20 protein-coding genes are annotated in these 24,137 nt (G+C 58.0%); 1 reads left to right on the forward strand and 19 read right to left on the reverse strand.

Going from position 1 to position 24,137, the window contains the following annotated elements; all coding sequences use genetic code 11:
* Window positions 1–57: 57 nt before the first annotated feature.
* From nifD to BCCGELA001_RS31405, 19 genes are all read right to left on the reverse strand, one after another.
* On the reverse strand, window positions 58–1,560 hold the full coding sequence (nifD, locus tag BCCGELA001_RS31315; protein ID WP_008545864.1) for a nitrogenase molybdenum-iron protein alpha chain: 1,503 nt from the start codon (window positions 1,558–1,560) through the stop codon (window positions 58–60).
* Between the two features lie 1,212 nt (window positions 1,561–2,772).
* The gene (gene sufB / locus BCCGELA001_RS31320; protein ID WP_060737046.1) at window positions 2,773–4,260 is read right to left on the reverse strand and encodes a Fe-S cluster assembly protein SufB; all 1,488 of its coding nucleotides are present in this window, start codon (window positions 4,258–4,260) and stop codon (window positions 2,773–2,775) included.
* Between the two features lie 196 nt (window positions 4,261–4,456).
* Window positions 4,457–4,651, reverse strand: coding sequence for a 4Fe-4S binding protein (locus BCCGELA001_RS31325; protein ID WP_008545879.1), 195 nt, complete (start codon window positions 4,649–4,651; stop codon window positions 4,457–4,459).
* A gap of 1,052 nt (window positions 4,652–5,703) precedes the next feature.
* The gene (gene ald / locus BCCGELA001_RS31330; protein ID WP_008545882.1) at window positions 5,704–6,816 is read right to left on the reverse strand and encodes an alanine dehydrogenase; all 1,113 of its coding nucleotides are present in this window, start codon (window positions 6,814–6,816) and stop codon (window positions 5,704–5,706) included.
* A 465-nt stretch (window positions 6,817–7,281) separates the two neighbouring features.
* Window positions 7,282–8,322, reverse strand: coding sequence for a hydrogenase expression/formation protein HypE (gene hypE / locus BCCGELA001_RS31335; protein ID WP_008545883.1), 1,041 nt, complete (start codon window positions 8,320–8,322; stop codon window positions 7,282–7,284).
* Window positions 8,319–9,458 (reverse strand): hydrogenase formation protein HypD, encoded by a 1,140-nt coding sequence (gene hypD / locus BCCGELA001_RS31340; protein ID WP_008545885.1) that lies wholly within the window; start codon window positions 9,456–9,458, stop codon window positions 8,319–8,321. Before hypD ends, hypE begins: the two co-directional genes overlap by 4 nt.
* Window positions 9,455–9,691: a HypC/HybG/HupF family hydrogenase formation chaperone gene (locus BCCGELA001_RS31345; RefSeq protein WP_060737047.1), complete on the reverse strand. Its 237-nt coding sequence runs from the start codon at window positions 9,689–9,691 to the stop codon at window positions 9,455–9,457. Before BCCGELA001_RS31345 ends, hypD begins: the two co-directional genes overlap by 4 nt.
* Window position 9,692: 1 nt before the next feature.
* Window positions 9,693–11,948, reverse strand: coding sequence for a carbamoyltransferase HypF (hypF, locus tag BCCGELA001_RS31350; protein ID WP_442855160.1), 2,256 nt, complete (start codon window positions 11,946–11,948; stop codon window positions 9,693–9,695).
* Window positions 11,949–11,950: 2 nt separating this feature from the next.
* Window positions 11,951–12,907, reverse strand: coding sequence for a hydrogenase nickel incorporation protein HypB (gene hypB / locus BCCGELA001_RS31355; protein WP_060737049.1), 957 nt, complete (start codon window positions 12,905–12,907; stop codon window positions 11,951–11,953).
* Complete coding sequence (gene hypA / locus BCCGELA001_RS31360) at window positions 12,907–13,248, reverse strand: hydrogenase maturation nickel metallochaperone HypA (protein ID WP_008545896.1); 342 nt, start codon at window positions 13,246–13,248, stop codon at window positions 12,907–12,909. The genes hypB and hypA overlap by 1 nt, the downstream gene beginning before the upstream one ends.
* Window positions 13,241–14,338: a nickel-dependent hydrogenase large subunit gene (locus tag BCCGELA001_RS31365; protein WP_008545897.1), complete on the reverse strand. Its 1,098-nt coding sequence runs from the start codon at window positions 14,336–14,338 to the stop codon at window positions 13,241–13,243. The genes hypA and BCCGELA001_RS31365 overlap by 8 nt, the downstream gene beginning before the upstream one ends.
* Window positions 14,335–14,865 carry a [NiFe]-hydrogenase assembly chaperone HybE gene (hybE, locus tag BCCGELA001_RS31370; protein ID WP_060737050.1) on the reverse strand — a complete coding sequence of 177 codons (531 nt, stop codon included), beginning with the start codon at window positions 14,863–14,865 and terminating at the stop codon, window positions 14,335–14,337. Before hybE ends, BCCGELA001_RS31365 begins: the two co-directional genes overlap by 4 nt.
* Window positions 14,855–15,016 carry a rubredoxin gene (locus BCCGELA001_RS31375; protein WP_008545901.1) on the reverse strand — a complete coding sequence of 54 codons (162 nt, stop codon included), beginning with the start codon at window positions 15,014–15,016 and terminating at the stop codon, window positions 14,855–14,857. Before BCCGELA001_RS31375 ends, hybE begins: the two co-directional genes overlap by 11 nt.
* A gap of 50 nt (window positions 15,017–15,066) precedes the next feature.
* Complete coding sequence (locus BCCGELA001_RS36605; RefSeq protein ID WP_083543474.1) at window positions 15,067–15,924, reverse strand: hydrogenase expression/formation protein; 858 nt, start codon at window positions 15,922–15,924, stop codon at window positions 15,067–15,069.
* Window positions 15,925–16,431: 507 nt separating this feature from the next.
* Window positions 16,432–16,740, reverse strand: a complete 309-nt coding sequence (locus tag BCCGELA001_RS31385) for a HypC/HybG/HupF family hydrogenase formation chaperone (RefSeq protein WP_060737051.1) — start codon at window positions 16,738–16,740, stop codon at window positions 16,432–16,434.
* Window positions 16,741–16,758: 18 nt separating this feature from the next.
* On the reverse strand, window positions 16,759–17,349 hold the full coding sequence (locus BCCGELA001_RS31390) for a HyaD/HybD family hydrogenase maturation endopeptidase (protein WP_008545907.1): 591 nt from the start codon (window positions 17,347–17,349) through the stop codon (window positions 16,759–16,761).
* A gap of 6 nt (window positions 17,350–17,355) precedes the next feature.
* Entirely contained in the window at window positions 17,356–18,084 is a 729-nt protein-coding gene (gene cybH, locus BCCGELA001_RS31395; protein WP_060737052.1) for a Ni/Fe-hydrogenase, b-type cytochrome subunit, read from the reverse strand.
* An 8-nt stretch (window positions 18,085–18,092) separates the two neighbouring features.
* Window positions 18,093–19,883 (reverse strand): nickel-dependent hydrogenase large subunit, encoded by a 1,791-nt coding sequence (locus BCCGELA001_RS31400; RefSeq protein WP_060737053.1) that lies wholly within the window; start codon window positions 19,881–19,883, stop codon window positions 18,093–18,095.
* A 34-nt stretch (window positions 19,884–19,917) separates the two neighbouring features.
* The gene (locus BCCGELA001_RS31405; protein ID WP_060737959.1) at window positions 19,918–21,000 is read right to left on the reverse strand and encodes a hydrogenase small subunit; all 1,083 of its coding nucleotides are present in this window, start codon (window positions 20,998–21,000) and stop codon (window positions 19,918–19,920) included.
* Window positions 21,001–22,397: 1,397 nt separating this feature from the next.
* Between BCCGELA001_RS31405 and dctA the strand changes: the two genes are divergently transcribed.
* On the forward strand, window positions 22,398–23,720 hold the full coding sequence (gene dctA, locus BCCGELA001_RS31410) for a C4-dicarboxylate transporter DctA (RefSeq protein WP_008545924.1): 1,323 nt from the start codon (window positions 22,398–22,400) through the stop codon (window positions 23,718–23,720).
* Window positions 23,721–24,137 lie beyond the last annotated feature (417 nt).

The raw sequence follows: 24,137 nt of genomic DNA on the forward strand, positions 1-24,137 counted from the left end.
CCCTTTAGGATAGTGATTACTGTGAATAGGGCTCTCGGCTGAGAGCGGCTAGTTGCGTCATTCTGCAGCCAAGAGGCTGGGCTTGGGGAGATCCTTCCAGGGCGCCTTCAACTTCTTCCAGATGGGCGAATTGACGGCCATGTCCATATCGCGCGCGAAGACGGCAAAACCGTCATAGCCGTGATATGGGCCGGAATAGTCCCAGGAGTGCATCTGCCGGAACGGAACACCCATTTTCTGGAACACGTATTTTTCCTTGATCCCTGACCCGACCAGGTCGGGCTGGAGCTTCTCGACGAAACGCTCGAACTCATAGCCGTTGACGTCGTCGTAGATGAGCGTGCTGTCCTTCACGTAATGCTGGGCCGTACGTTGATAGTCGTCGTTGTGGCCGAACTCGTATCCCGTACCGATGACTTCCATGCCGAGGTCTTCGTATGCGCCGATCACATGACGGGGGCGCAGTCCGCCGACGAACAGCATCACCGTCTTCCCTTCGAGGCGGGGCCGATATTTCGCGATCACGTCATTCACCAGCGGCTGGTACTTCTCGATCACCCTCTCGGTGCCCTCCCGGATCTTGTCGTCGAAATAGCTGGCGATCTTGCGCAACGATTCTGCGATCTTAGAGGGCCCGAAGAAGTTGTATTCGCACCAGGGAATGCCGAACTTCTCTTCCATGTGGCGGGAGATGTAATTCATCGAACGATAGCAATGCAGGATGTTGAGCTTTGCCTTCGGCGTAGCCTCAAGTTCGGCTAGCGTGCCATCGCCGGACCATTGAGCAATTACACGTAGACCCATTTCCTCCAGCAAGATTCGAGATGACCAGGCATCGCCGCCGATATTGTAATCTCCGATGATCGCGACATCGTACGGGGTCGGCTCGAACCTCGGTTTGCTGTCGGGCCCATTCTTGTCAAATATCCAATCGCGCACCGCATCGTTGGCAATGTGGTGGCCAAGCGATTGCGACACGCCACGGAAACCCTCGCAGCGGACCGGCACGATCGTCTTTCCGCCATGTTCCTTAGACTTTGCTCGCGACACCGCCTCAATGTCATCGCCGATGAGGCCAATCGGGCATTCCGATTGGATCGTGATGCCGTTGTTCAGGGGGAACAGCTCCTGAACTTCATCAATGATCTTGTTGAGCTTTTTGTCCCCGCCAAACACGATATCCTTTTCCTGGAAGTCGGAGGTAAGCTGTAAGGTCACGAACGAATCTATTCCGGTGGTGCCGGCGTAATAATTGCGCCGCGAGCCCCACGAATACTGGCCACAACCGACTGGGCCGTGGCTGATATGGACCATGTCCTTGATCGGTCCCCAGACGACACCTTTGGAACCCGCGTAGGCGCAGCCTCGGATCGTCATGACCCCGGGTATTGATTTGAGGTTCGATTTGACCCCGCAATCCGATTTACCCGCCTCGTGGACATTGAGATGCTTGGCGCGACGTTTCGAGGTCTTCTCCGGATAGACCTTCAATACCTCTTCGATCAGCTCCTTATTCCGCGCTCTGATTTCCGGGATGCTCTGGGTCGTTGCGAGACTCATGCCGATGTCCTTCGAAGCTTTCCTGTTGCAATGGGGCACTCGGCCACGTCTTCTGCAACCAGCATGCCAGCGCCGTAGCACGCACTATGCGAGCGGATTCTGGTTTTCGTTTGCGTGTGTGCGTTGCGTTTGTTGCAAACGCGACAGAGTGCTTTGAAGATTAGCCCTCATACGCCATGTTAGAACCACGACAACCGCGCTTCACGCTATGACATGCACAGCGACAGAAAATTGTGGTGCCTAGCAGGTCCTGCCTGTTGGCAGCACATTTTAAGCGAACCAGAAATATAAACATGCTGGCATGAGCCACTCTAGCTCACTCGTCACCCTCCATCTTCGCTAAGCGTTTTCAGCCGCTGTCCAGATGGCGCGTAAGGATTGATGCCTCTTCGAGACGAATCGATCAACGCATCGTTGGCTTCGTAGCCACCTGACCCGTCGGTCGATAAAGCTTTCTTGCACGATCCATTCGCGCCCACTACCGAGTTGCAGATATGAGGCGTGCAAAGCTGGATGCCGAAGATCCGATCGCAATCCCGATGATATGGATCGAATGTCTCACAGCCTAGTGATTGGCGACGGTGATCACCGCGGCGTCGGTCACTGTTGCCGATTTGAGCGATACCATCGCATCTCAATCGCAATCGACAACACAACCGTGCTCATTTCATCATTGACTTAATCTAAGACGGCGTTGATGCGTCCGCGGATCGACCTTCCGAGATTTTCGGCATCAGACAGGCTCGGCGCCAATATGTCATCACCACCACCAGCTTGATGGCTCTCGAGTGCCGCTCGCTCGACCGCACCGCTCGCGCCCGGGCAGCTGGGTTTGGCGCATAGTGTCGGACCCAGAATGTTTACGGTGGCGGCGCCAGTCATTTCATGCAGTGTTAGAAAGCGAGAAATACGCCATTCGCGGCCGCCTTGTCCGTCTCTATGGCGAGCAGGACTTTCGCGGTTCAAAACGATAAGGCCGGCGGTGAGCTCTCAGAGCCCAGGCTCGCCCGCGATGACCTGCGATAGTTTCGCCTTGCCGGATAGGCCGATCGTCGTAATCCCACGTACCTGGCCCACATTGATGGCAAGATTTAGCCCGCAGATGTTTTGCCATACTTGAGACTCCAACTTCGAGTAGCTCCATTCTGTCATTGTCAGAAAACGTCATCCAAAAGGGTGAGCTGGGTTCGTAGGGTATCGCGGATCATTCAGTCATTCGGACGATGCATCCAATGAGATTGAGATCAACCTCTGCGCTTCGACCGCGAGCTCCAGCGGCAATCTCTGCAATACGTCTCTGGCGAAGCCGTTGACGATGAGGCCAACAGCCTCATCCTGCGAAATCCCACGCTGGCCGCAGTAGAACAGCACGTCCTCAGATATCTTCGAGATCGTGGCCTCGTGCTCAATCGCCGCCGAGGAGTTCTTCGCCTCGACGTAAGGCACAATGTGCGCACCAGACATGTCGCCGATTAGAAGCGAGTTGCATGCGGTATGGCTGCGCGCGCCTGTGGCCTTGATGTGAGCGCTGATCAGACCGCGATAGGTATTCTGAGATCTTCCGGTGGCGATACGCTTGGAGACGATCCGGCTCAACGTGTTCTTGCCGAGGTGGATCATCTTGGTGCCGCTATCGATCTGCTGAGAACCGGTCGACATTGCGATCGAGTAGAACTCGCCGTTCGAGTTGTCGCCGCGAAGAATGCAGCTCGGATTCTTCCAGGTGGTGGCAGTACCTGTCTCCACCTGGGTCCAGGAAATTTTCGAGTTCTCGCCGCGGCAGTCACAACGCTTGGTATCGAAACTGTAGATGCCGACCTTGCCGCCGGACTTACCACGGTACCCATTTTGCACTGCCGAGTATTTGATTTCGGCGTCATCAAGTGCGACGAGCTCGACGACCGCAGCATGCAGCTGGCTCTCATCATGCTGCCGCGCGGTGCAGCTCTCGAGATAGCTGACGTAGGAGCCTTTGTCGGCGATGATCAGAGTGCGCTCGAACTGGCCGGTGTTGCGCCCATTCACGCGGAAATAAGTTGATAGTTCCATCGGGCAGCGGACGCCCGGTGGCACGTAGGCGAACGAACCGTCAGAGAAGACAGCCGAGTTCAATCTCGCGAAGAAATTGTCGGAGATCGACACCACGCTGCCGAGATATCTCTGCACCAGTTCGGGATGCTCGGCGATCGCCTCAGAAATCGGCATGAAAATCACGCCTTCCCTCTTCAGCTCTTCTCCGAAGGCGGTGACAACGGAAAGCGGGTCGAACAAGGTGCTGGCGGCGATGTTGCGGCTCGCTGAGCCGTCTGCGCCGCGGGTCAGCTCTTCGCCCTCCAGGTTCGCGACCACGCGCAGCGGAATGCCCCGCGTCTGTGGGGTCTTGAGCGTTTCCGGATCAATTTCGTCGATCGACGGGGCCTTCTTTGGCAGCGCGAAATAGTCAATGTCCTGGTAGTCTATCTTGGGATGATTGAGACGCGCCCAGGTCGGCTCGGTCATGATCAGCCAGCGCCGCAAGGCCTCCAAGCGCCACTCCAGCATCCAGCGGGGCTCGTTCCTTTTCGCGGAGATGAAGCGGACGGTATCTTCTGATAGCCCCCTCGGAGCCTTTTCAGCCCGGATCAGCGTTTCAAATCCATATCGGGACTGGTCCACGTCGACGCTCTGGACACCCTCAACGGTCGCATGAACAACTATCATTGCCAGCTTCCGCCTGTGCAAGGACGAGTTTTGCCGGTTCAGGCGATGCCTGAAGCCTGTTTCGCTCGCTAAAAAGGCGGTCCCGCAAGTCACCATTTGGGGACCGGTAACGTTCGCGATCAGGCGACCGATCACTAAAGTGGCCGCAGATGGCGTCTCCCTGGCACGTGCAGCGGCACCGCCCGTCGCTGCACCTCTATGCTGGCACGCAGGTGCCCGGCACCGGGCAGACAACGGCGCATTGTGGCGTCTCGAAATGCCCCCTACAGCGGGTGCACTTCTTCGGATTGATCACATACACGTCGTTCTTGAGGCTGATTGCGACGTTTGGACATTCGAACTCACATGCGCCGCAGACGGTGCACTGGGACGCGATTATCTTGTAAGTCATTACTGCGATTCTCCGTGAGCAGGAGTGCGGGAGGCTTCTTTCTTTCAAGTGTTGTGCCAAACTACCGATGCTTGTTTTGTGCGGTTATTTATCGTCGAATGTCGCCGCTTCGACAGTGTGTCGCAAGCCCAACAGTCTGTGTCGATGCCGTACTTTCTCACATGAGCCGATGCGGAGCGAAGCGAGCGCGGTCAAAGCACATGCTGAAGCGTTGAATGGCGCACGACTTTGTTTTAACTCCTGAAGGGGTGCTTCGCCAGGATCGCTTCATCGGTTTTGATCGATGTCCATTGCGTGGGCGGCGCGCGCGATGCAGGCCAAGATCACCGCCGACCGGAAAGCAGCTCCAAGCCTGGTAGTTGTCTAAGATTCTTCGCCCAAAAGAACGGACAATGGCTGTCGGGCAGAGAGGGGTAGCGCCGCAAAATGAACGGGCGCTATACCGGATCAGTGCGAAATCCTTTCCTTGGCACCATACATGAACCCAGATATAAGAGCCCTTTCAGAGTGTTGCGTTGGCCCGCCCCATTCGAGTTCGGCGTTGGCCTGCTGCCAGCGAAGTGAACAGCGTCTCGTTCAGCAATTCGTCTCGGGGACGTGAAGTTTTTCGACAAAGGCATTCTGCGTCGGCTCAGCCGGGCGCGATGTATTGCCCGGTAACGCCGCTCTGATCGGCCCATGTCGGGATGGCGTTGCTGGTCAATTGGTCCGGTCGTCGCTGACCACCATAGGCTTGCCGCGCTCGATGATCAGTCGATCCAGCTCCCCAACGGGGAAACCCCGACAGCGAGGTGTCGGCCACCGACGCAGGCGCTCGCGCTGCATTCGTCGATCAGGGTCAGGATGCGGAAGCGGCAGCCATCTGTGAGCTGAACGATCGTGAACAAAGCTATGTAACAACGCGCGGACCGGGTCGGTAAATCAATGAATAACAGAGGCTTACGGTTTGGCGCCGCCAATCGCACTCAGTAGATTTATGATTTGAAAAAAAAGGGCCACTCCGAAGGAAGTGGCCTAAGTCAGGGAGGAAACGCCCGATTGGGCCTCTGGGATCAGGCCGCAGCCTGATCGATCGGTGAGAAGGGCAGACCGAGACTCTCGGCGACGGCCCTGTACGTTACTCGGCCGCGATGGACGTTTAGGCCGGCCCGAAGGTGCGGGTTTTCGAGCACGGCCGAAAAGCGCTTACTGGCCAGAGCCAAACCAAATGGCAGCGTGGCGTTATTCAACGCCTGACTTGAGGTGAGCGGGACAGCCCCGGGCATATTGGCCACACAGTAGTGAATGACGCCATCCACCTTGTAAGTTGGGTCGGCGTGGGTGGTCGGGTGCGATGTCTCGAAGCATCCACCCTGATCAATCGCAACATCGACGATCACCGCACCATCGCGCATCGAGCTCAACACACCGCGGCTGACCAGTTTCGGCGCGCTCGCTCCGGGAACGAGCACCGCACCGATCACCACGTCCGCCGCTAGGACTTCTTCTTCCACCGTGTCAATCGTCGAAAATCTGGTTCGAACCCGCCCGCCGAATAGCTCATCAAGCTCGCGCAACCGAGGGATCGATCGGTCAATGATAGTGACCTCGGCCCCCAAACCAACCGCCATCCGTGCCGCATGCGTGCCAACAACGCCGCCCCCAATCACGACGATACGAGCCGGTTGCACACCCGGCACGCCACCTATCAACAGCCCCCGCCCGCCTGAATACCGCTTTAGGGCGCTACCGGCCGCTTCGATCGCAAGCCTGCCTGCGACCTCGCTCATCGGCGCCAACAGCGGCAGGCCGCCATGCGCGTCAGTCACCGTCTCGTAGGCAATTGCCGTACAACCAGACTTCAGTAGGCCGTTGGCCTGCTCCGGGTCCGGCGCCAAATGCAGATAGGTGAAGAGGATCTGATTCTCTCGCAGCTGGGTCCATTCGGACGGCTGGGGCTCCTTCACCTTCACGATCATCTCGCTCGATGCAAATACCTCGCGCGCGGAGTCCAGAATCGCTGCGCCAGCCTTGCGATAATCGTTGTCGGTTGCGCCAATGCCTGCGCCGGCATCAGTCTCCACCACTACATCATGACCGGCAGCGACATATTCGCGCACAGCCCCAGGGGTCAGGCCGACACGATATTCGTGCGCCTTGATTTCCTTGGGAACACCCACCTTCATCTGCATTTCTCCCTGCCTTGGAGCGCCCTTTCTAATCGGAAGAGCTCTGCGATATTGCGAAGCGAGTGCGCAAATCACGCCGAAATTCAGCGATTTTTGACCTAAGCGCGCAGGATTCCAAAACGTAGGGAGCACGGCTCCGAAAGCCTAGCAAACTGCTAGTTGGCACGGGATCAGCCCCGGGACATCAAGCGAACAGAGTGTCAACTACCGCGATGAGGCAAATCTCCTCGCGAACTCCATAGTGGACAGGTCTCACACAGGCCAAAACCTGACCGAGAGATCAGTCAGATCTAGCATGTTGTGCAATGCGAGCTTACGATTTGAACTGCGCGGAAGAAACGTTGCGACCTGCAAGGTCGCTAAGTCCCAGCTCGACCGGCCTCCCGCAATGGAGGAGCAAGCTCAACGTTTATCATGCAACATGTGACTGAGTGCTTTCAAGCGTCGCTCTGGGCAAGCTGATCAGCAGATCCTGGGTAGTTGTTCGCCGGACAGCCAATCGGCAATTCGTGCGCCGCCAACCCTGGTCGCAATCTGAACGAAATGATGGTCGTCAGCTATGGCCTCGCCGATATCAACCGCATCATAGCCAAGTCGGTGAGCCTTCATGGCTACAAGCACGGCTTCGGCCACATCGGGCGCTACAATCGCAACGAGCTTCCCCTCGTTTGCGAGGTGGAGTGGATCAAGCCCGAGGAGTTCGCAGGCGGCCGCGACCTCAAGCTTCACCGGAATGGCGTTCTCCTGTAGGCGAAACCCAAGCCTCGATTGATGCGCAATCTCGTTGAGGGTGGCGGCAAGACCTCCGCGCGTGGGATCGCGCATCACTCGAATGCCGCTGCCGCCGGCGCGAACCATTACAGCCACGAGATCATGGAGCGCTGCGGAGTCTGACATGATCTGAGTCTGGAATGCGAGGTTCTGACGTCTTGACATGATCGCCACACCATGGTCGCCGAGGCTCCCCGAGACCAGCACACGGTCACCAGCCCTTGCCTTCTCGGCGGAGAGATCGAGCCCATCAGCCAAAAACCCGATTCCGGTGGTTGAGATGAACAGACCATCCGCTTTCCCGCGTTCGACCACCTTGGTATCACCCGTGATAATGTAAACGCCGGCGCCGCGCGCCGCCTCCCCCATCGAATCCGCTATCGACTTCAGATCCAAGAGGCGGAAGCCCTCTTCAATGATAAAGCTTGCCGACAGATACTGCGGACGTGCGCCGGCCATCGCGACATCATTGATAGTGCCGTGCACCGCGAGCGAGCCGATATTGCCGCCAGGAAAGAATAACGGGGAGACCACGTATGCGTCCGTTGTCATCACCATCCTACCTGCGCCGACATCGAAGGCCGCCTGATCATTGCAGCGGGCGAGCCATTCATTGCCGAATGCCCGATGAAACAAGCCGGAGATCAGCTGCGCCATGTCGCGCCCCCCCGAACCGTGGGACAAGTCAACGCACCCGTTCTCGATGTCGAGCGTGGGTTTATTGACTCTCATGACGCTCGCACCTGATAGTCACGATGTCGGCCATACCTCCAATATGCGGCACAAGCGCCTTCCGACGAGACCATGCAGGATCCTATGGGGGTTCTCGGAGTGCAGGCATCTCCGAAAAGCTCGCACTCGACGGGCTTCTTTGCGCCGCGCAGAATGGCTCCGCAGTCGCAAGCGGGATTGTCGGCGATGCGCACCTCATGCATAGCGAAGCGCGCCTCAGCATCGAAATGGGCATAGGCCTTCTTCAACATGAGTCCACTGTTGGGTACGACCCCGAGCCCGCGCCATTCAAACTGGTCGCGGACGTCGAAAATGTCCGACACCTCTTCCCTGGCGCGTCTATTGCCAGCACGTGTCACCGCGCGGCTGTATTGGTTCTCCACCTCATGTCGACCATCGTTCACCTGCCGCACCAGCATCAGGATCGCCTGCATCATATCGAGCGGCTCGAATCCCGCGATGACGATCGGCCTGCCGAATTCTTCTACTAGAAGCTCATAAGGCTGCGTACCTATGATTGTGCTGACATGCGCGGGCCCGATGAAGCCGCCGATTTCATGCGGGCCGACATCACGCATATCAACACTGTCGAGAATGCTGTGCATCGCGGGAGGCGTCAGTACGTGGTTGCAGAACAAGCTGAGACCTTTCAGCCGCTTTCTTGCGGCTATTCGGATCATCACCGCGGTCGCGGGCGCGGTCGTCTCAAATCCAATGGCAAAGAAGACAACCTCGCGATTAGGCGCCTGTTCAGCGATCCGGATTGCGTCGAGCGTCGAGTAGACCATCCGGATGTCAGCCCCGAGGGACTTGGCCCGCAACAAGGATTGTCCTTGTGAGCCGGGCACGCGCATCAGGTCGCCGTAAATACATAAAGTAACTTCCGGTCGGTTGGCTAGCTCGATCGCCATGTCGATGCGGCTGGCTGGCAGAACGCAAACAGGACAACCTGGCCCGTGGATCATGCGGACATTCGCAGGCAGTAAATCTTCTAGTCCATAGCGGAAGATCGCATGCGTGTGTCCACCACAAAACTCCATGAACTGGTATGCTTCCCGAGGGTCGGACTGGTCAGCGATTGCACGGGCGAGCCCCTGAGCGATGGTCCGATCACGAAATTCCTCGACATATTTCACTTGTTTGCCTGCAGCCCCGCTCTGCCTAGCTCCTGCAGGAGCTTCAGCGTGCGCTCCGCTTCGGCGGGGTCGATTTTGGCCAGAGCGTGGCCGACGTGGACGAGGACGTAGTCCCCGGGGGTGAGATTCTGAACGAGCGCGATCGATATCTCGATCCTGACGCCGTCGACAGAAACGACGGCCAAGTCATCGGGAAGAATTTCTGCGATCTCAGCCGGTACTGAGAGACACATGTCAGGCTGCTCCTCTCAGGCCTAGCGAACTCTCGCCAATCTGCAGACCGGCGACCCAGGCTTGTCCAAGGCTCAAACCGCCGTCATTGGGCGGCACCTCGCAAGGCAGTAGAGGAGCAAGACCGGCTGCGGTGCAACCGTTCTGGATCTCATGGGCCAGCACTACGTTCTGGAAACAGCCGCCGCTCAGAACGACAGTCGAGACACCGGTTGCGCGCGCTGCGCGCGTGAGCCAATCAACGCAGCCAGCGGCAAACGTGCCATGAAACAGCTCCGCTCCCTCGTTGACGTCAACCTTGTATGCAATCAGAGCCGCAAACAGCGGGCCAAACGATAGCACGCCGTCGTCGATCAACCAGCCGTGTTCGAGTACAGCAGTCCGCCGCACACAGGCCTCGAGCTTCATCGCGGCTTCGCCCTCATAGGTCTGCAAAGTCGCAATTCCCAGCAGCGCCGCCGCTGCGTCGAACAGCCGACCTGCGCTGGTCGTAGTGGCCCCGCCCGCCTGATCGAGGAGCGCCCCCAGACGTTCGGCCTTTGGCTGCTCTGCAAAGCGATATCGGATGTCGTTTCTCCGCCCCAGTAAGTGAAGTATTGCGCTCGCCATTCGCCAAGGCTCCCGAACGGCATGATCTCCGCCAGGCATTTTTAGCGGCGCAAGATGCCCGATGCGTTGAAACCTGATCTCTTCGCATAACAAAAGCTCGCCGCCCCAGTTGCCGCCGTCGGAGCCATAGCCATGGCCGTCGAGCACAAGAGCGAGCGTGGGTCGCTCAAGACCATGCTCCGCGATGACGGCGGCAGCATGCGCGTGGTGATGCTGGACAGCGATTCGTGCGCGACCGGTTGCTTCCGCAAAGCGGGTAGATGCCATGTCGGGATGCAAATCATGCGCAATGACAACAGGCTCAACGTCGAGGGCTGACGTGAGGTGCCGGATAGTCTCCTCAAAGAACCGGATGCCTTCGGCCGTATCGAGGTCACCGATGTGTTGCGAGACGAACGCTTCGTTTCCGCGCGTCAGGGTGATGGTCGATTTCAATGCACCGCCGACAGCGAGTACGGGCGGCAGCGACCGCGCGAGCTGAACCGGTTCGGGAACATAGCCGCGCGCGCGACGAACGAACTGACGCCGCCCTGCAATCACAGATAGAACGGAATCATCGATCCGCGTGAGGATGTTTCGATCATGGGTCACAATCAGATCGGCGATGCCCGCGAGCCGCCTCAGAGCCTCCGTGTTGTCGATCGGGAGCGGCTCGCCGCTGAAATTGGCGCTGGTGCAGACCATGACCCAACCATCGTCCTTAAGCAGTGCACCTTCCGAACGCAGCGCATGAAAGATGAGTTGATGCAGCGGGACTCCGGGCAGCATGACGCCGACGCGCGACAAGCCAGGAGCTAATGCCGGGGCAAGCTTGTTGCGCGACCGCAGGATAACGATCGGACGGGCAAGAGATTCCAGCAGCGCGAGCTCTGTGGCATCCGCCTCTGCAATGTCGCTAACGCGTTCCAAAGACCCAACCATCACGGCGAACGGCTTCTGGTCGCGCTGCTTTCTTTGACGCAAACGATACACGGCATCATGGTTGCGAGCGTCACAAAGCAGCTGGTACCCTCCAGGTCCTTTTATCGCGACGATTTCGCCGCGGGCGATCGCCGCGCAGATAGCATTGACTCCATGACTGAGCCGAGGGCCGCACGCCGGGCACGAGATCGATTCTGCCCGAAATCTGCGGCTCGCCGGATCCGCATATTCAGCCGCGCAGTCGGGACACATCGCAAAAGCCTCCATAGCGGTGTTACAACGATCATACGGAAGCTGTTCGGTGATTGTGTAGCGTGGTCCGCAATGGGAGCAATTGACGAAGGCATAGAGGTGATGGCGGCTTTTCGAGTCGAATAACTCGCGGAGACATTCCTGGCACGTTGCGGCATCGGCGGCGATCCGGGTCGACAGTTTGCCTCTCTCGCTGGTGCGGATCAAAAAGTCCTCGCTCGCCCGCGCATCGATCTCTCGAACGGAGATGTGGTCGATGCGCGCCAGAGGCGGCTTTTCGAGCGTCAAAGCGGCGATAAATTCGGACGTTCGGTTGCCCTCGACCTCAATAACGACCCCGCTTGCATCGTTAGCGACGAAGCCTCCCAGACCATAGCGCTTGGCAAGACCATAGACATAGGGACGAAAACCGACCCCCTGCACGGTTCCGCTGACGCGCAGACGCAGTCGCGTTCGATCGCAGGGGATGGCGTCCACCCTCATCCCCTCGCGCCCTCGACTAGACGTCTCCGATGCGCAGGCTGTTTCTGCAGCCAGGCGTAGAGGGCTCCAAAACCCTCGCCGGTTCGCGCCGAGACTGCCAGCACTTCGATGTTTGGGTTGACCCGCGCCACAAATTCAATCGTGCGATTGAAATCGAAGTCCACCATCGGTGCTAGATCAACCTTGTTGATCAGCATGAGAGAAGAGGCGGCGAATATGTCGGGATACTTGAGCGGCTTGTCTTCACCCTCCGTGGTGGAGAACACCACGATCTTGCAAGCCTCTCCAAGATCGAACGCCGCGGGACAAACCAGATTTCCGACATTCTCTATGAAGAGAATACCGCCATTGAGTGGCGGCAAGAGACGATAAGCCTGTCCAACCATCGCAGCATCCAGATGGCAACCCTTCCCCGTATTAATTTGAATCGCGGGCACGCCGGTTGCGCGAATGCGTTCGGCATCATTCGAGGTCTGCTGGTCACCCTCGATGACCCCAACCGAACACTTCCGCTTCAGCTCGGCGAGGGCGCGAACGAGGAGAGAGGTTTTGCCCGCGCCGGGACTGGAAAGAAGATTGTACACGGCCAAGTCATCGGCAAGGAAGCGCGCGCGGTTTTGGGCGGCAATTTGGTTGTTCTTGCTGAGAACACAGCGGCCGACCTGAATGACCCGATTGCTGCTCATGCCAACGACCTTCAAACCGGCCGGGTCGGCACTGCAATCAACAAGCGCTTGGTCGCCATGAGCCTTCTGATTGCAACCATCATGATGATCATGGCCGTGGTCAGTGGGGGGCACACAGCGCACATCTTGGCCCGCGCACACAGCGTCGTCGTGGTGACCATGATGATCATGCGCCTGATTTCGACGATGCCCCTTGATTCCCGCATTTTGCACGTCAGCGCGTTTAGTGGAGGGAACTCGTTCGCCGCAACCGCATAGGGCACACATTATTCGATCTCCAGCTCTTTCAGACACATCTCTTCGCCTGCTGTCACCTGCAGCTTATAGCTGCCGCAGCAGGGGCAGGGCGCATATCGTTGCGCAATCTCGACGCTACTCGAACAGGCCATGCACCAGGCGAGGCCAGGTAGTTCGACGATTTCGAGAAGCGCGCCATCGGCGATCGTGCGAGCAGCAACGACCGGAAAGCAGAACTTCACCGCTTCCGCAGCGACATGGCTCAACGCTCCGATCTCCAGAAACACCGTTCTCACCTTCGAGAAGGAGTGCCGACGCGCTTCTTCCTCGATGATCTCCATGATGCCCTCACAGAGCGCCATTTCATGCATGTCCTGCTTCAACAATATTTTGCGTGAAGGGGACGCAAGGATCGAACGATGCAATCATCGCCCGGACCGCAACTTGCGGATTTCGTTCCGCTCTCAGCACCGCGCCCTGCAGGCCTCTGACAAGCGGCCCTCGCGCGTGAAAATTCCAGTCGGTTGGCGCAACAAATTCGAATCGTGATATCTGCTCATGCCGATCAAGTTCAACTGCGTGATAGAGACGCCCCCTGGCACATTCGACGGCAGCCGCACCACAGCGCGGCCCTAGGCCGTAGCTTTTGATGATCCCTTCCTCGGCTGCCTCCACATGCGCACCCGCCTTGAGCCAAGCAAATAGTTGCAAGATTTCGGCAATTCTCGCTTTCAGTCGCTCCGCCGGGCCGGCCCGGCCGAGCGAGCGCCGATCACGCAGCATTTGGCGCGCCCAAGATCCGGTCTCAGGAATACGGCCCTTCAAGTCGGGGCAATGGCCAACTCTCGCATCTCGGCCTAACAGGCTTTCAATGATTTCACGGTCGTCAACAGCGGACAGGAACGACTGCTGCACCAACTTTGGCTCCAAAAGGGGCGCATCGAGCGCTGCGATCCGAAGCGCGAGCGCGCTCTCGGGCATCAATGTGCCATCTTCGCTCGATATCCCGAGCTCAGTCAGCGCGGCTGCAACCCGTGCTGTTACCTCGCTTCGATTGGGCCCAAGGTAATACCCGGGTCCGCCGGTCAGCAACGACAAGTCTTGGATGAGGGCGCGGATGGCCGTGGCACCGCTAGTATTCAGCGCGTGATGTCCGATCAAGAGACCTCGTAACAAGTCTATTAGCCGTTCGACAATGACGTGCGTGGTACGATCCGCCCTCGTCGCCAAGCGGGTTTCCTCGCCACGCGCCGCGTCGATCGCGGAGAGCAACGCCACCTGGTGCGCCGCCGCACACCACGCGAAAAGCCGTGGCAGCACGTTGAGCAATGAAACGGCGGGTTGACCAGCAAACAACCGCCCCACCGGCGGCCGGACCCTCGGCAGGATCTCGACCGCGACAATTGTTTTGCCAACAATACAGGCGGTAACGTGGATCTGGCTCCAAACCACTGAGCTCATGTACGCTCGTTGATCAGTTCAGCGCGCAAAAGGTGGCGGCGATCGATCCCACCGAAGCGTGGTGCACCGCCCCAATGCGACGCTGGATCGACCGGAGACATCAGCTCGGCGAGCGCCGCTTCGGCGATCGCTCGGGCGGATGCCATGTCGTCGAACCCAAACATCGGCGAGAACAGGGAGGCACTCGCAATCGGGCCCACGGTCGCAACTTCAGAAGGGAGGAATTCAAGGTCGCCGCATGGAAATCGCAAGCGCAGACTCATTCGTGATCCTGTAGACGACTGCCCGGTTCTATGTAACGCAGATATGACCACGTTCATGAACCATGGCGTGACCATCACTCCGACTGCCCCACCTTGATGCGCTCGAAAGCCGATCGCTTCGACGCTCAAGGCCTCGTTGACGAATGGAAGTTCGCGCATCATGCGATCTGAGATATCGCGATACACCTCCGCGAGCTTTTCGCCCCACGCCAATGCATCGGCGCGCTCGCTCCCGCCGGGATGCCGTTCGCGATCAGGCGCCATCTGCAATCGACATGAACTTGGATTTGGGTGCGTCGCAATTTGGACACCGCCAATCTTCGGACAGTGCGGCAAATGGCGTTCCGGCCGCAATCTGCGCCATCTCATCCCCCTCAGCCGGATCGTAAACGATCCAGCAGATTCCGCACTCCATGCGAGGGCCATCTGCGAGATCCTCTCGAGCACTAAAATCGTCGAGTTTCGTCAATTGAAGTATGCCTCCATTATGTCCCTAAACCGCTCGGCGGAGTCCTCGTAATCCTCGTCGGCTGCTAAGACCTCCGTCGGCACGTCGCCGACCTGCAGCGTATCCAGGACAATGCTATCATTGGAGTTGAAGAACTGCACCGACCAGAGGTTCCGGACGCGGGTCGCCTGCACCTGACAAGTGCCGTAACCGCGACAGATGAGTTGGACCGGCCCGTTGCCAATGCTTTGTTGCAGAAAGGCGAGGTCGACAGAGTTCATCGGCATCAGCGTGAAATTGATGATTTGCGCGCTCATGCCAGGCCGCCAGGCCAGCGCCCGTTCACGGACCTCCGCGAGCACCGGCAGCACGTTCATCGCCCCTTCCGGCTCGGCGTCAATCCTCAGATTGGTTACTGTCAAATCGGTTGCGGCGCGCCGCACGATCTCCGGGATCCCACCGATCTCAACGTACTCGTGTGCCACCTCGCTTTCGAAGCGCACGTGCCAGATGCCAGCGAATGCTGACTCCTGGAGTTGCGCCATCGAACCATTCGGCAGCGCTACAAGGCCGGCGACCTCCCCGATCCCAAGCACGTCGACGACCAGATCGCGCTCAAGTTCATTAAGATGCGCGAGCCTAAACAACCGAGCTCGGTCAAAGCTCTTCTGACGTAAAACGGCAGCGGCTACATTTGATAAGAAAGCGGTGGCGTTTGGACATTTCCTTGCGAGTTTGCCATCGTCAAGCCTAGCCAGCACGTGCAGCGCAGCCGTAGTTGTCCGGCCGTAACGGATCTTATCGAGATTTCCGGCGGAGAGCGATCTAAACGGCTGCCCGTCGCCGTTGACGGCGGGCCATATACCTGTGTTCACGAAACCAGTCCTCGTTGTGTCCGCTGAGGAAGGGTGTTCTTGATGATGGGATCGGCACTGGCCCCTGTCCGAACGACCAGCTTTGAGATGCGAGAGGTGTGGACCGGCCCATCCCGAAGACCGGACATCTGGTTTAACGCGCGTATGAATGACAGATGAACGAGTCGATCGCTCGGGTAATCTTCATCACACGTTGTCATAGTACCGACGAAACGGGGCTGAAGCGCTGCAGCATAAATCCCCTCGGGCAGCAGGTACTGGTGGCTCGAGATCGGCGGCCCGTTTATCCCTGCAAGATCAGCCGCGGCCAATCGCGGATTGTCTTCTGCGGTCCTCGTCTCGGACAGGCCGCCCCGCGTCAGATCATGCGCTCCCGGTCGGTCCTTCATCAACGGCCCTCCTAATAGTCTCTGGTTGTGCTGCAGGGGTGCTAGCAAGGGACGTGCCAATGATAATATTCGGGCGTGTCTTCCTGCTCGGATCAGCAGTGCGGCGCGCTTGCACGCACTATCGCAAGCGGACGGGCTCTCGCAGGTGGTTCGGCAGCTGAGGCTCGTGATCAATCAAGTCCGCGAAAAGGCGATCGTAGTCTTCGCCATTGAGGATCGCATGAAGAGCGTCAAGGGCCTGCGCGATCAGCCGCGCTTCATCGTCATCCAAGAGCCGCACCGCCGTGTCGATAGACACAAGCACCTTGGAGCCAACTGGAGGCTCGGACAGCAGCATGACGGAGACGCACCGCTGTTGACCGCCATACTCGCACACCGCAAGCCTGCCGTCTGTCTCCACAATCGTCATTGGCAAGCCAAGGCACATTCTTGTAACACGCGTGTGTTAGACCGACCGCGTCTTGATCTCGTAGCTTTCGTGGTCGATATCATTTGCGAGCAGACGTTCCGTTTCTGGCAGCGGCGCGGTCCTCTTTTTTGCTGGTGAACCCCACTGCGCCAGCAGTTCGCAAGCCAAGTCGATCGAAGGCGCGATCTGAGTTCGCACTGGAGGGGTCAGTGGCCCACCCCAAGTTTCCAGATCCAGCGGCTGACAGCCGATCAGAGCGAGCTCTCGTGGACAATGGCCAAGCAGGTCGACCGCACTTAAAACCTCCTGAAACCCAGTCTGATGCAGGCTCAACTTCTTCGCGGCGGTGAATTTCGGCACCTCGCTGCCTTGCACGAGCTTCAACCTTCCGGGTGGTAGTCCGTAGTCGATGGCGTCGAATACGATCAGGCGGTCGGCTTTCTGAAGAAAGCTGATGAGATAGAGCCCTAGGGTGCCGCCATCGAGTACGGATACGTTTTGAGGGACGATGTAGCGCCGGTGGAATGCCTCCACTACTCGCACACCGAACCCCTCATCGGCCCACAGGATGTTGCCGATGCCAAGCACTAGGATCGATCTCGTCTTCTCCGAACTCGGTGTTACCATTCTCGATCAATCGCGCAAGTCGCGCTCACCCGAAATCATGGCGGAGATGCTCCGGCGCGACATGATGTCTTCGCGAATTGCCGCATAGATATGGATGAGCACAAATGTAACGATTACCCACAGGCCGAGATGGTGCGATGTATGGACGTCCTGACTGTTCGGCAGGATCGCGAAAACCCAGCCGAACAGCGAAAATTGCCAGCTTTCGCCACCAGAGCCCTGTGCATAAAGTGCGAAGCCGGTCGCGATCATGAATGCGGTTGTCAGTGTGAACATGGAGAACATCATGAGCTGAGCTGCGGGATTGTGACCCACAGTCTTTTTCGACCTGGCCGAAAGGAATGCGTACCAGCGGATCGCCTGCCAGAGCTCATCCAAGAAGCCCCTGCGCCAGATCGGCACGCAAAAGATCTCCTTGGCATAGGAATTTCCCATGATGGCCCAGTAGATGCGCAGTAGGAAGCCGACGCTGAGTACATAACCCGCGGAGAAATGAGCAAAGCGAATATAGCCGAAGAGGAATTTGTCGCTTGCCTCTCCGGGCATCGTCGGTACGGCACTTCCGATGAAGTAGCCAGTCAATGCCAGCACCACAGTGGCTGCCGCATTGATCCAATGCCACAGCCGCACCGGCATTTCATAGACATAGACGACATCACCATCAGCGTTATGATTGTTCCCTGCCGTGCCAACGGAACGAAGGACAGTGAGGACTGGCGTGGTATTGCCCGACATGAAACCTCCTAGCGGACTGTGACTGAAGCCAGTTCTCGGCCGTCTGGACTCATGACGTGGGTCGAGCACGCCAGGCACGGATCGAAGGAGTGGATCGTACGCAAAATCTCCAGCGGCTTTCCTGGATCAGCCATTGGCGTGCCAATCAGAGAGGCTTCAAATGCGCCGACATTGCCCTTGGGATCGCGTGGCGAGCCATTCCACGTCGTGGGCACGACACATTGATAATTGTCGATCTTGCGGTCTTTGATCTTAATCCAGTGTCCGAGCGCGCCGCGCGGCGCTTCGGTGAAGCCGTAGCCCTTGGCCTCTATCGGCCAGCTTTCCGGGTTCCACTTGCTGACATTGGCGGTTGCGGTGTCACCCGCCTTGATGTGAGCGACAAGCTTGTCCTGGAAATGGCGCATCTGATGTGCTGCCCACTGGCATTCCAGCGCGCGCGCCGCGGTGCGGCCGAGCGTAGAGAACAGCGCGGTCACCGGAAGATCGAGTGCCTTGAGCAGTTTCTCTGCCGGTTCCTTGAACTCCGCTTTGTTCTGCGCATAACCTATGATGTACCGCGCCAGCGGCCCTACCTCGACGGCATTGCCGCGCCACCGTGGCGCCTTGATCCAAGAATATTTGCTACCTTCATCGAGCTCTTTGATGTCGGTCCTGGTACCCTTGAAGTTGGGGCCAAGCTCGAAATTCGGCTCGGTGATGCCGTCCCATGGATGCAGCCCTCTGTACTCATCAGCATATTTGTACCAGGAGTGTGAGACGAATTCTTGGATCTGGTCGGGATCGCCATGGTCGACTGGCAAGACCTCCTTAAGATTGCCATTAAGGATGACGCCGCGCGGCACTCTGAGGCTGTTCGTGGAGTAGTCGTTGGCATTCTCGGGGAGATCGCCGTAGGACATCACGCTCCTGCCTGACAGCCCGCAGCCATACAACCAGCCCCTGTAGAACGAGCCGATTAGCGCGATGTCCGGTAGATAAACCTGCTCCACGAAGTCAATCGAACGGTCGATGATTGAGGAGATCAAGTTGAGCCGCTCCATGTTGATGGCACCCATTGCACCGTTGCCGTCAACATTGATCGCGCAAGGCACGCCGCCGACCAGCCAGTTCGGGTGCGGATTCTTGCCGCCATAGATGGCATGGATCTTCACGATCTCCTTCTGAAAGTCGAGCGCTTCCAGATAGTGCGTCACCGCCATCAGATTCGCTTCGGGCGGAAGTTTATACGCCGGATGGCCCCAATAGGCGTTCTTGAAAGGGCCGAGCTGCCCTGAGTCGAAGAACTTGGTGAGTCTGATCTGCAGATCCCTGAAATAGGCCGGCGATGATAGCGGCCAGGGCGACAACGACTGCGCTAGCCTCGATGTCGCCTTTGGATCGGCCTTTAACGCCGAGAGCACATCGACCCAATCCAGCGCATGCAGGTGGTAGAAATGCACGAGGTGATCATGCACTTGCAAGCAAAGCTGCATGATATTGCGGATTGAATTGGCATTCTCCGGAATCGCAATGCCGAGCGCATTCTCAACAGCGCGCACGGAGGTGAGCGCATGGGTCCCCGTGCAAACACCGCAAATCCGTTCCGTGAACGCCCAGGCATCGCGTGGATCGCGTCCGTGCAGAATGGTTTCGATGCCGCGCCACATCGTTCCACTCGATACGGCATTGCAGATCACGTTGTCCGTGTTGACATTAACTTCGACGCGTAGGTGGCCTTCGATGCGCGTCAGTGGATCGACGACAATGCGCTTGCCCGAATCATCGGTCGTGAAACCATTGGGTGTCTGGACGCGCATCTTTGTTCTAGCCTGACATTTCTGATCATTTTTCCTAAGCTGCGCCGTCCCGTTTGCGGGTCAGCCGTTTCGCGGCCGTAACCGCGGCATGCGCGGCAACGGCTATGCCAACCGCGCCGGCAGCGGCCATACCGACCTGGTCGGCGTTCATCTCGACGCCAAATTGCTTTATGGTTGTGAGCCGGTCGTAGAACGAACCTTTGTCCCAGAAGCCGTCTTCAGAGCAACCAAAACAGCCGTGGCCGGATTGGATCGGGAAGGAAACGCCCGCGTTCCAACGAACAGCTGAGCAGGCGTTGTAGGTGGTCGGCCCCTTGCAACCCATTTTGTAGAGACAATAGCCCTTGCGTGCGGACTCGTCATCCCACTCCTCGACAAACTGACCTGCGTCAAAATGAGATCGACGATAGCACTTGTCGTGGATGCGCTGGGAATAGAACATCTTTGGCCGTCCCTGACGGTCGAGCTCGGGAAGTTTTCCAAACGTGGTGATAAAGGTCACAATGGCAGTCATGACCTCGGCGATCGGCGGGCAGCCGGGCACCTTGATGATCGGCCGGTTCGTGATCACCTTGTCAATCGGCGTCGCCCCAGTCGGGTTGGGCTTGGCCGCCTGCACGCAGCCCCAGGACGCACAAGAGCCCCAAGCGATGATCGCCATAGAATCTTCAGCCATCATTCGCAGCTTTTCGACGAACGGCTTGCCGCCATCAATGCAGAACATGCCGTCTTCGTTCAGCGGTGGAGTGCCTTCGACGGCAAGGACATAGCGGGCTCTGTATTTGGCGCGGGTCTCCATGAGGATAGCTTCGGCTTGATGTCCTGCCGCCGCCATGATGGTATGATCATAGTCGAGCGAGATCATCGACAGCACCGTGTCTTTGACCAAGGGATGGGCCGAGCGGATAAAGCTTTCGGAGCAACAGGTGCATTCGAGTCCGTGCATCCAGATCACGGGCACGCGAGGCTTGGTCTCAAGCGCGCTGGCTATTTCTTTCGTCGCCAGCGGGCTGAGCCCGAGACTGGTTGCCATTAGGCTGCAGAACTTATGGAAATTGCGACGCGTAATGCCCTGGCGTCTGATCACGCTGTAAAACGTTTCAATAGCTTCCCCCATGATCCCTTCCATGGTGTCGCCGCGACGAACTGCCGAATTGGGAGCAAAAAGCAGGCCAAGCACATGTGAAGAGCTAACAGATCCAAAGCCGCCGATCCCCGATCTTCGGCTAGAGTTCCCAAGACCGGGAATCGAAAGAACGCTCGGGAACTTTACTTGGGACATCCGCACGAGTTCGCTGATAGAATTGAAGCCAAAGCGCAACATTGAAGAGCTGATACACCAATACGACGCGTAGGTTCGTGCGCTCGCAGTACGCCTTACAGAGGGTTCTGGTTCCGTGAGAGCGATCAGCGCGCCCGTCACCTGTCCAACCCTGCCACTTGTGTCCGATTTAGACCGGAATGTGGAGAAGCCTACCAGCAGCGCAATCCGCCCGGACGCGAAAGAATATATCGCAGTACTCTCAAGCAAAGCTTCTTGAGATCAAGCATCTCCCGCGCGCGGACAGATCTTCGCTATCGCACCCTGCTTCGATATCGAGCGCGCTCGTGGATTGGTCTGTCTGAACGGCGCTGGCCTCAAGTCATCTGGGAAGCAGCCCCACAATGTACCGGAGATGATTACAGCCGGCATACCCGCTCGGCTTCGACACCGACGAGATTGCGCTTGCGTGGAACGGTCAGCAGATCCGCTCCGTTTTTGCGAGTGACAAGTCGAGAACAAGGGATGTGCTCTTCAAATCCCGCGAGCATCGAGCCCCCCGTTCGAAAGATTCTCAACTGTGCTCTCGCATGATCGCGACCTTCCTGGCGCGCATAAAGTTGACTTCTTGTTGGGCAGTATGATCCCTCTGCCAATATCGGGATTGCACCACCGCGCTCCCCGCGCGCTAAATACGCTTGCACGCATGCATGCTTCCATTACCTGGATGCTTAACATTCAAACAATGGATTTTACCAAAGTTTGGGAATGTTGCATCGAGCACCAGCACCTCCATCGGGTGCCGCCCGGCGCTACTCGGCGAGTACGCCGCCGGGCGGGCATCGGACGGGCAACAAAAAGATCAGTTCGGAGGAAATGATCGTCACGATCGCAAAGCAAGCTCTGGACCCTCGATTAGCGACCACCGATCCCATCAGTTGCTGGATAAATCTCGCCCGTGGGGCTTAAGACGCGTTCGCCATCGGCCAGTCGAATGCGGCCCTTCAGCATCCTGAATGAGCCGATTCATCATCAGACCGGTGGGACGTCCGCAGCGTCTGCGGGCGGCGCGCGTTTTGCTTGGCGATGCAAGATACATAGAATCGAGCGCCTACCTTTCAGAATCACGCTGCCGGATGTCGGACTCCCGACAAGCAACGTCTTCAATCGGACAGGGCGACAACAACAGACTCGTTGATGCGACGCCTCTCAGCGTGGGACGGCGCAGTCTTCGAGTTCGTCGGGAGGAACGGATGACGACAATCGCAACTGCGGCGCCTACGGGAGCCTCGCGGCCTTGGTATAAGCTTCTCTACGTTCAGGTGCTGATCGCCATCCTGATTGGCGTCTTTGTCGGATGGTTATGGCCGTCACTCGCGACGAACGATTGGATCAAGGCGCTCGGCGACGGCTTCATCAAGCTGATCAAGATGGTTATCGCGCCGATCATCTTTTGCACCGTGGTATCCGGGATCGCACATATTCAGGATGCAAAGAAGGTGGGGCGGGTCGGCATCAAGGCGCTGGTCTACTTCGAAATCGTCTCCACCTCCGCGTTGGTGCTCGGCCTAGTGGTAGGCAATCTGTTTCAAATTGGCCGCGGGCTCGCCGTCAAGCCCGACGCCCTCGCGGTCGCCAATTACGTGAAGCAGGCGGAAGCCTCCAAAGCGGTCGACTTCATTCTCCAGGTTATTCCTGATAGCGTGGTCGGCGCCCTCGCCCGCGGCGACGTCCTGCAGGTGCTCCTGTTCGCGATCCTTTTCGGCTTTTCGCTGATGGCGCTGGGTAAGCGCGGAGAGAGGTTGCGCGGCTTGATCGACGACTCAGCGCACGCGCTTTTCGGCTTGATCGCGATTATTATGAAGGCGGCCCCAGTCGGCGCGTTCGGTGCCATGGCGTTTACGATCGGAAAGTTCGGACCCGCTGCTCTTGGCAATCTGATCGGTCTAGTCGCTCTATTTTACGCAACTGCAGCCCTGTTCGTCGTGCTCGTACTCGGGCTGATTGCGCGCCTCATCGGCTTTTCGATATTCAAGTTCATCGTATATATAAAAGATGAACTTCTCATTGTGCTCGGCACCTCGTCGTCGGAAAGTGCGCTACCGCAACTGATGGAGAAGCTAGAGCGGCTGGGCTGCTCCAAGTCTGTAGTGGGACTCGTGGTGCCGACCGGCTACTCCTTCAACCTGGATGGAACTAATATTTATATGACGCTGGCGACATTGTTCATTGCGCAGGCCTTGGGCGTCGATCTCACTTTTAGCCAGCAACTGACGATTCTATTCGTGGCGATACTGACTTCAAAGGGCGCCAGCGGCGTCACCGGCGCCGGCTTCATTACCCTCGCTGCCACGCTGTCGGTTGTCAACCCGGTGCTGGTGCCGGGCATGGCAATTGTGTTCTCCATCGACAAATTCATGAGTGAGGTGCGAGCGCTTACCAACATCGTCGGCAATGGCATCGCTGCCGTGTTCGTGTCCTGGTGGGAGGGAGAACTTAGGCACGCGACGCTGCATGCATGTCTCAACCGCGATACCGATCCAGCGAATATCGAGCCGGGGAGCAAGAGCCAGTAGAGCGATGCTATGTTCCCATAGCGCGTGGGGCCCATGCGCAAGCGAGCTGTGATTCTTGATCGTTCAATTCTGCAGCAGGGACGTGAATGCCGCCCTCTGCTCGGCCGCCTCTCGTCGAGCGGCCTACTGTATTAGGCCTAACACTGCCGATCGGCCCGGTCGAGTAGACATAAGCTACCAGGCAAAGACGGTTCGCTCAGATATCTCTGTTGCCGTAAAGTTACGATCAGCGTTCCGCAGAGCGTGTCGCGCGGGTGATCTTCGCTTCAAAGGCGCACGAAATAGCAGGACTGAACTCGATCTCATACCCTGCATCTGACACGGGAGAGCTTCTCTTGGCGAGGTAACCGCAAAGAAATGTTGCAACGCGACCGTGCTTGACCGACGGCCTGTTGGACTACATGCTTCCGGCAGCTT

The sequence above is a fragment of the Bradyrhizobium sp. CCGE-LA001 genome (genome assembly GCF_000296215.2).
In the GTDB taxonomy this organism is placed as follows: domain Bacteria; phylum Pseudomonadota; class Alphaproteobacteria; order Rhizobiales; family Xanthobacteraceae; genus Bradyrhizobium.

Excerpts from the sequence above, each read along its gene's own strand:
- hypA (WP_008545896.1), bottom strand. The coding sequence starts at position 13,248 with ATGCATGAAATGGCGCTCTGTGAGGGCATCATGGAGATCATCGAGGAA.
- hypE (WP_008545883.1), bottom strand. The coding sequence starts at position 8,322 with ATGAGAGTCAATAAACCCACGCTCGACATCGAGAACGGGTGCGTTGAC.
- BCCGELA001_RS31385 (WP_060737051.1), bottom strand. The coding sequence starts at position 16,740 with ATGTGCCTTGGCTTGCCAATGACGATTGTGGAGACAGACGGCAGGCTT.
- ald (WP_008545882.1), bottom strand. The coding sequence starts at position 6,816 with ATGAAGGTGGGTGTTCCCAAGGAAATCAAGGCGCACGAATATCGTGTC.
- BCCGELA001_RS31405 (WP_060737959.1), bottom strand. The coding sequence starts at position 21,000 with ATGGGGGAAGCTATTGAAACGTTTTACAGCGTGATCAGACGCCAGGGC.
- cybH (WP_060737052.1), bottom strand. The coding sequence starts at position 18,084 with ATGTCGGGCAATACCACGCCAGTCCTCACTGTCCTTCGTTCCGTTGGC.
- hypB (WP_060737049.1), bottom strand. The coding sequence starts at position 12,907 with ATGTGTGCCCTATGCGGTTGCGGCGAACGAGTTCCCTCCACTAAACGC.
- BCCGELA001_RS31375 (WP_008545901.1), bottom strand. The coding sequence starts at position 15,016 with ATGGAGTGCGGAATCTGCTGGATCGTTTACGATCCGGCTGAGGGGGAT.
- hybE (WP_060737050.1), bottom strand. The coding sequence starts at position 14,865 with ATGGCGCCTGATCGCGAACGGCATCCCGGCGGGAGCGAGCGCGCCGAT.
- BCCGELA001_RS31325 (WP_008545879.1), bottom strand. The coding sequence starts at position 4,651 with ATGACTTACAAGATAATCGCGTCCCAGTGCACCGTCTGCGGCGCATGT.
- BCCGELA001_RS31365 (WP_008545897.1), bottom strand. The coding sequence starts at position 14,338 with ATGAGCTCAGTGGTTTGGAGCCAGATCCACGTTACCGCCTGTATTGTT.
- BCCGELA001_RS31400 (WP_060737053.1), bottom strand. The coding sequence starts at position 19,883 with ATGCGCGTCCAGACACCCAATGGTTTCACGACCGATGATTCGGGCAAG.
- nifD (WP_008545864.1), bottom strand. The coding sequence starts at position 1,560 with ATGAGTCTCGCAACGACCCAGAGCATCCCGGAAATCAGAGCGCGGAAT.
- BCCGELA001_RS31390 (WP_008545907.1), bottom strand. The coding sequence starts at position 17,349 with ATGGTAACACCGAGTTCGGAGAAGACGAGATCGATCCTAGTGCTTGGC.
- BCCGELA001_RS31345 (WP_060737047.1), bottom strand. The coding sequence starts at position 9,691 with ATGTGTCTCTCAGTACCGGCTGAGATCGCAGAAATTCTTCCCGATGAC.
- dctA (WP_008545924.1), top strand. The coding sequence starts at position 22,398 with ATGACGACAATCGCAACTGCGGCGCCTACGGGAGCCTCGCGGCCTTGG.
- sufB (WP_060737046.1), bottom strand. The coding sequence starts at position 4,260 with ATGATAGTTGTTCATGCGACCGTTGAGGGTGTCCAGAGCGTCGACGTG.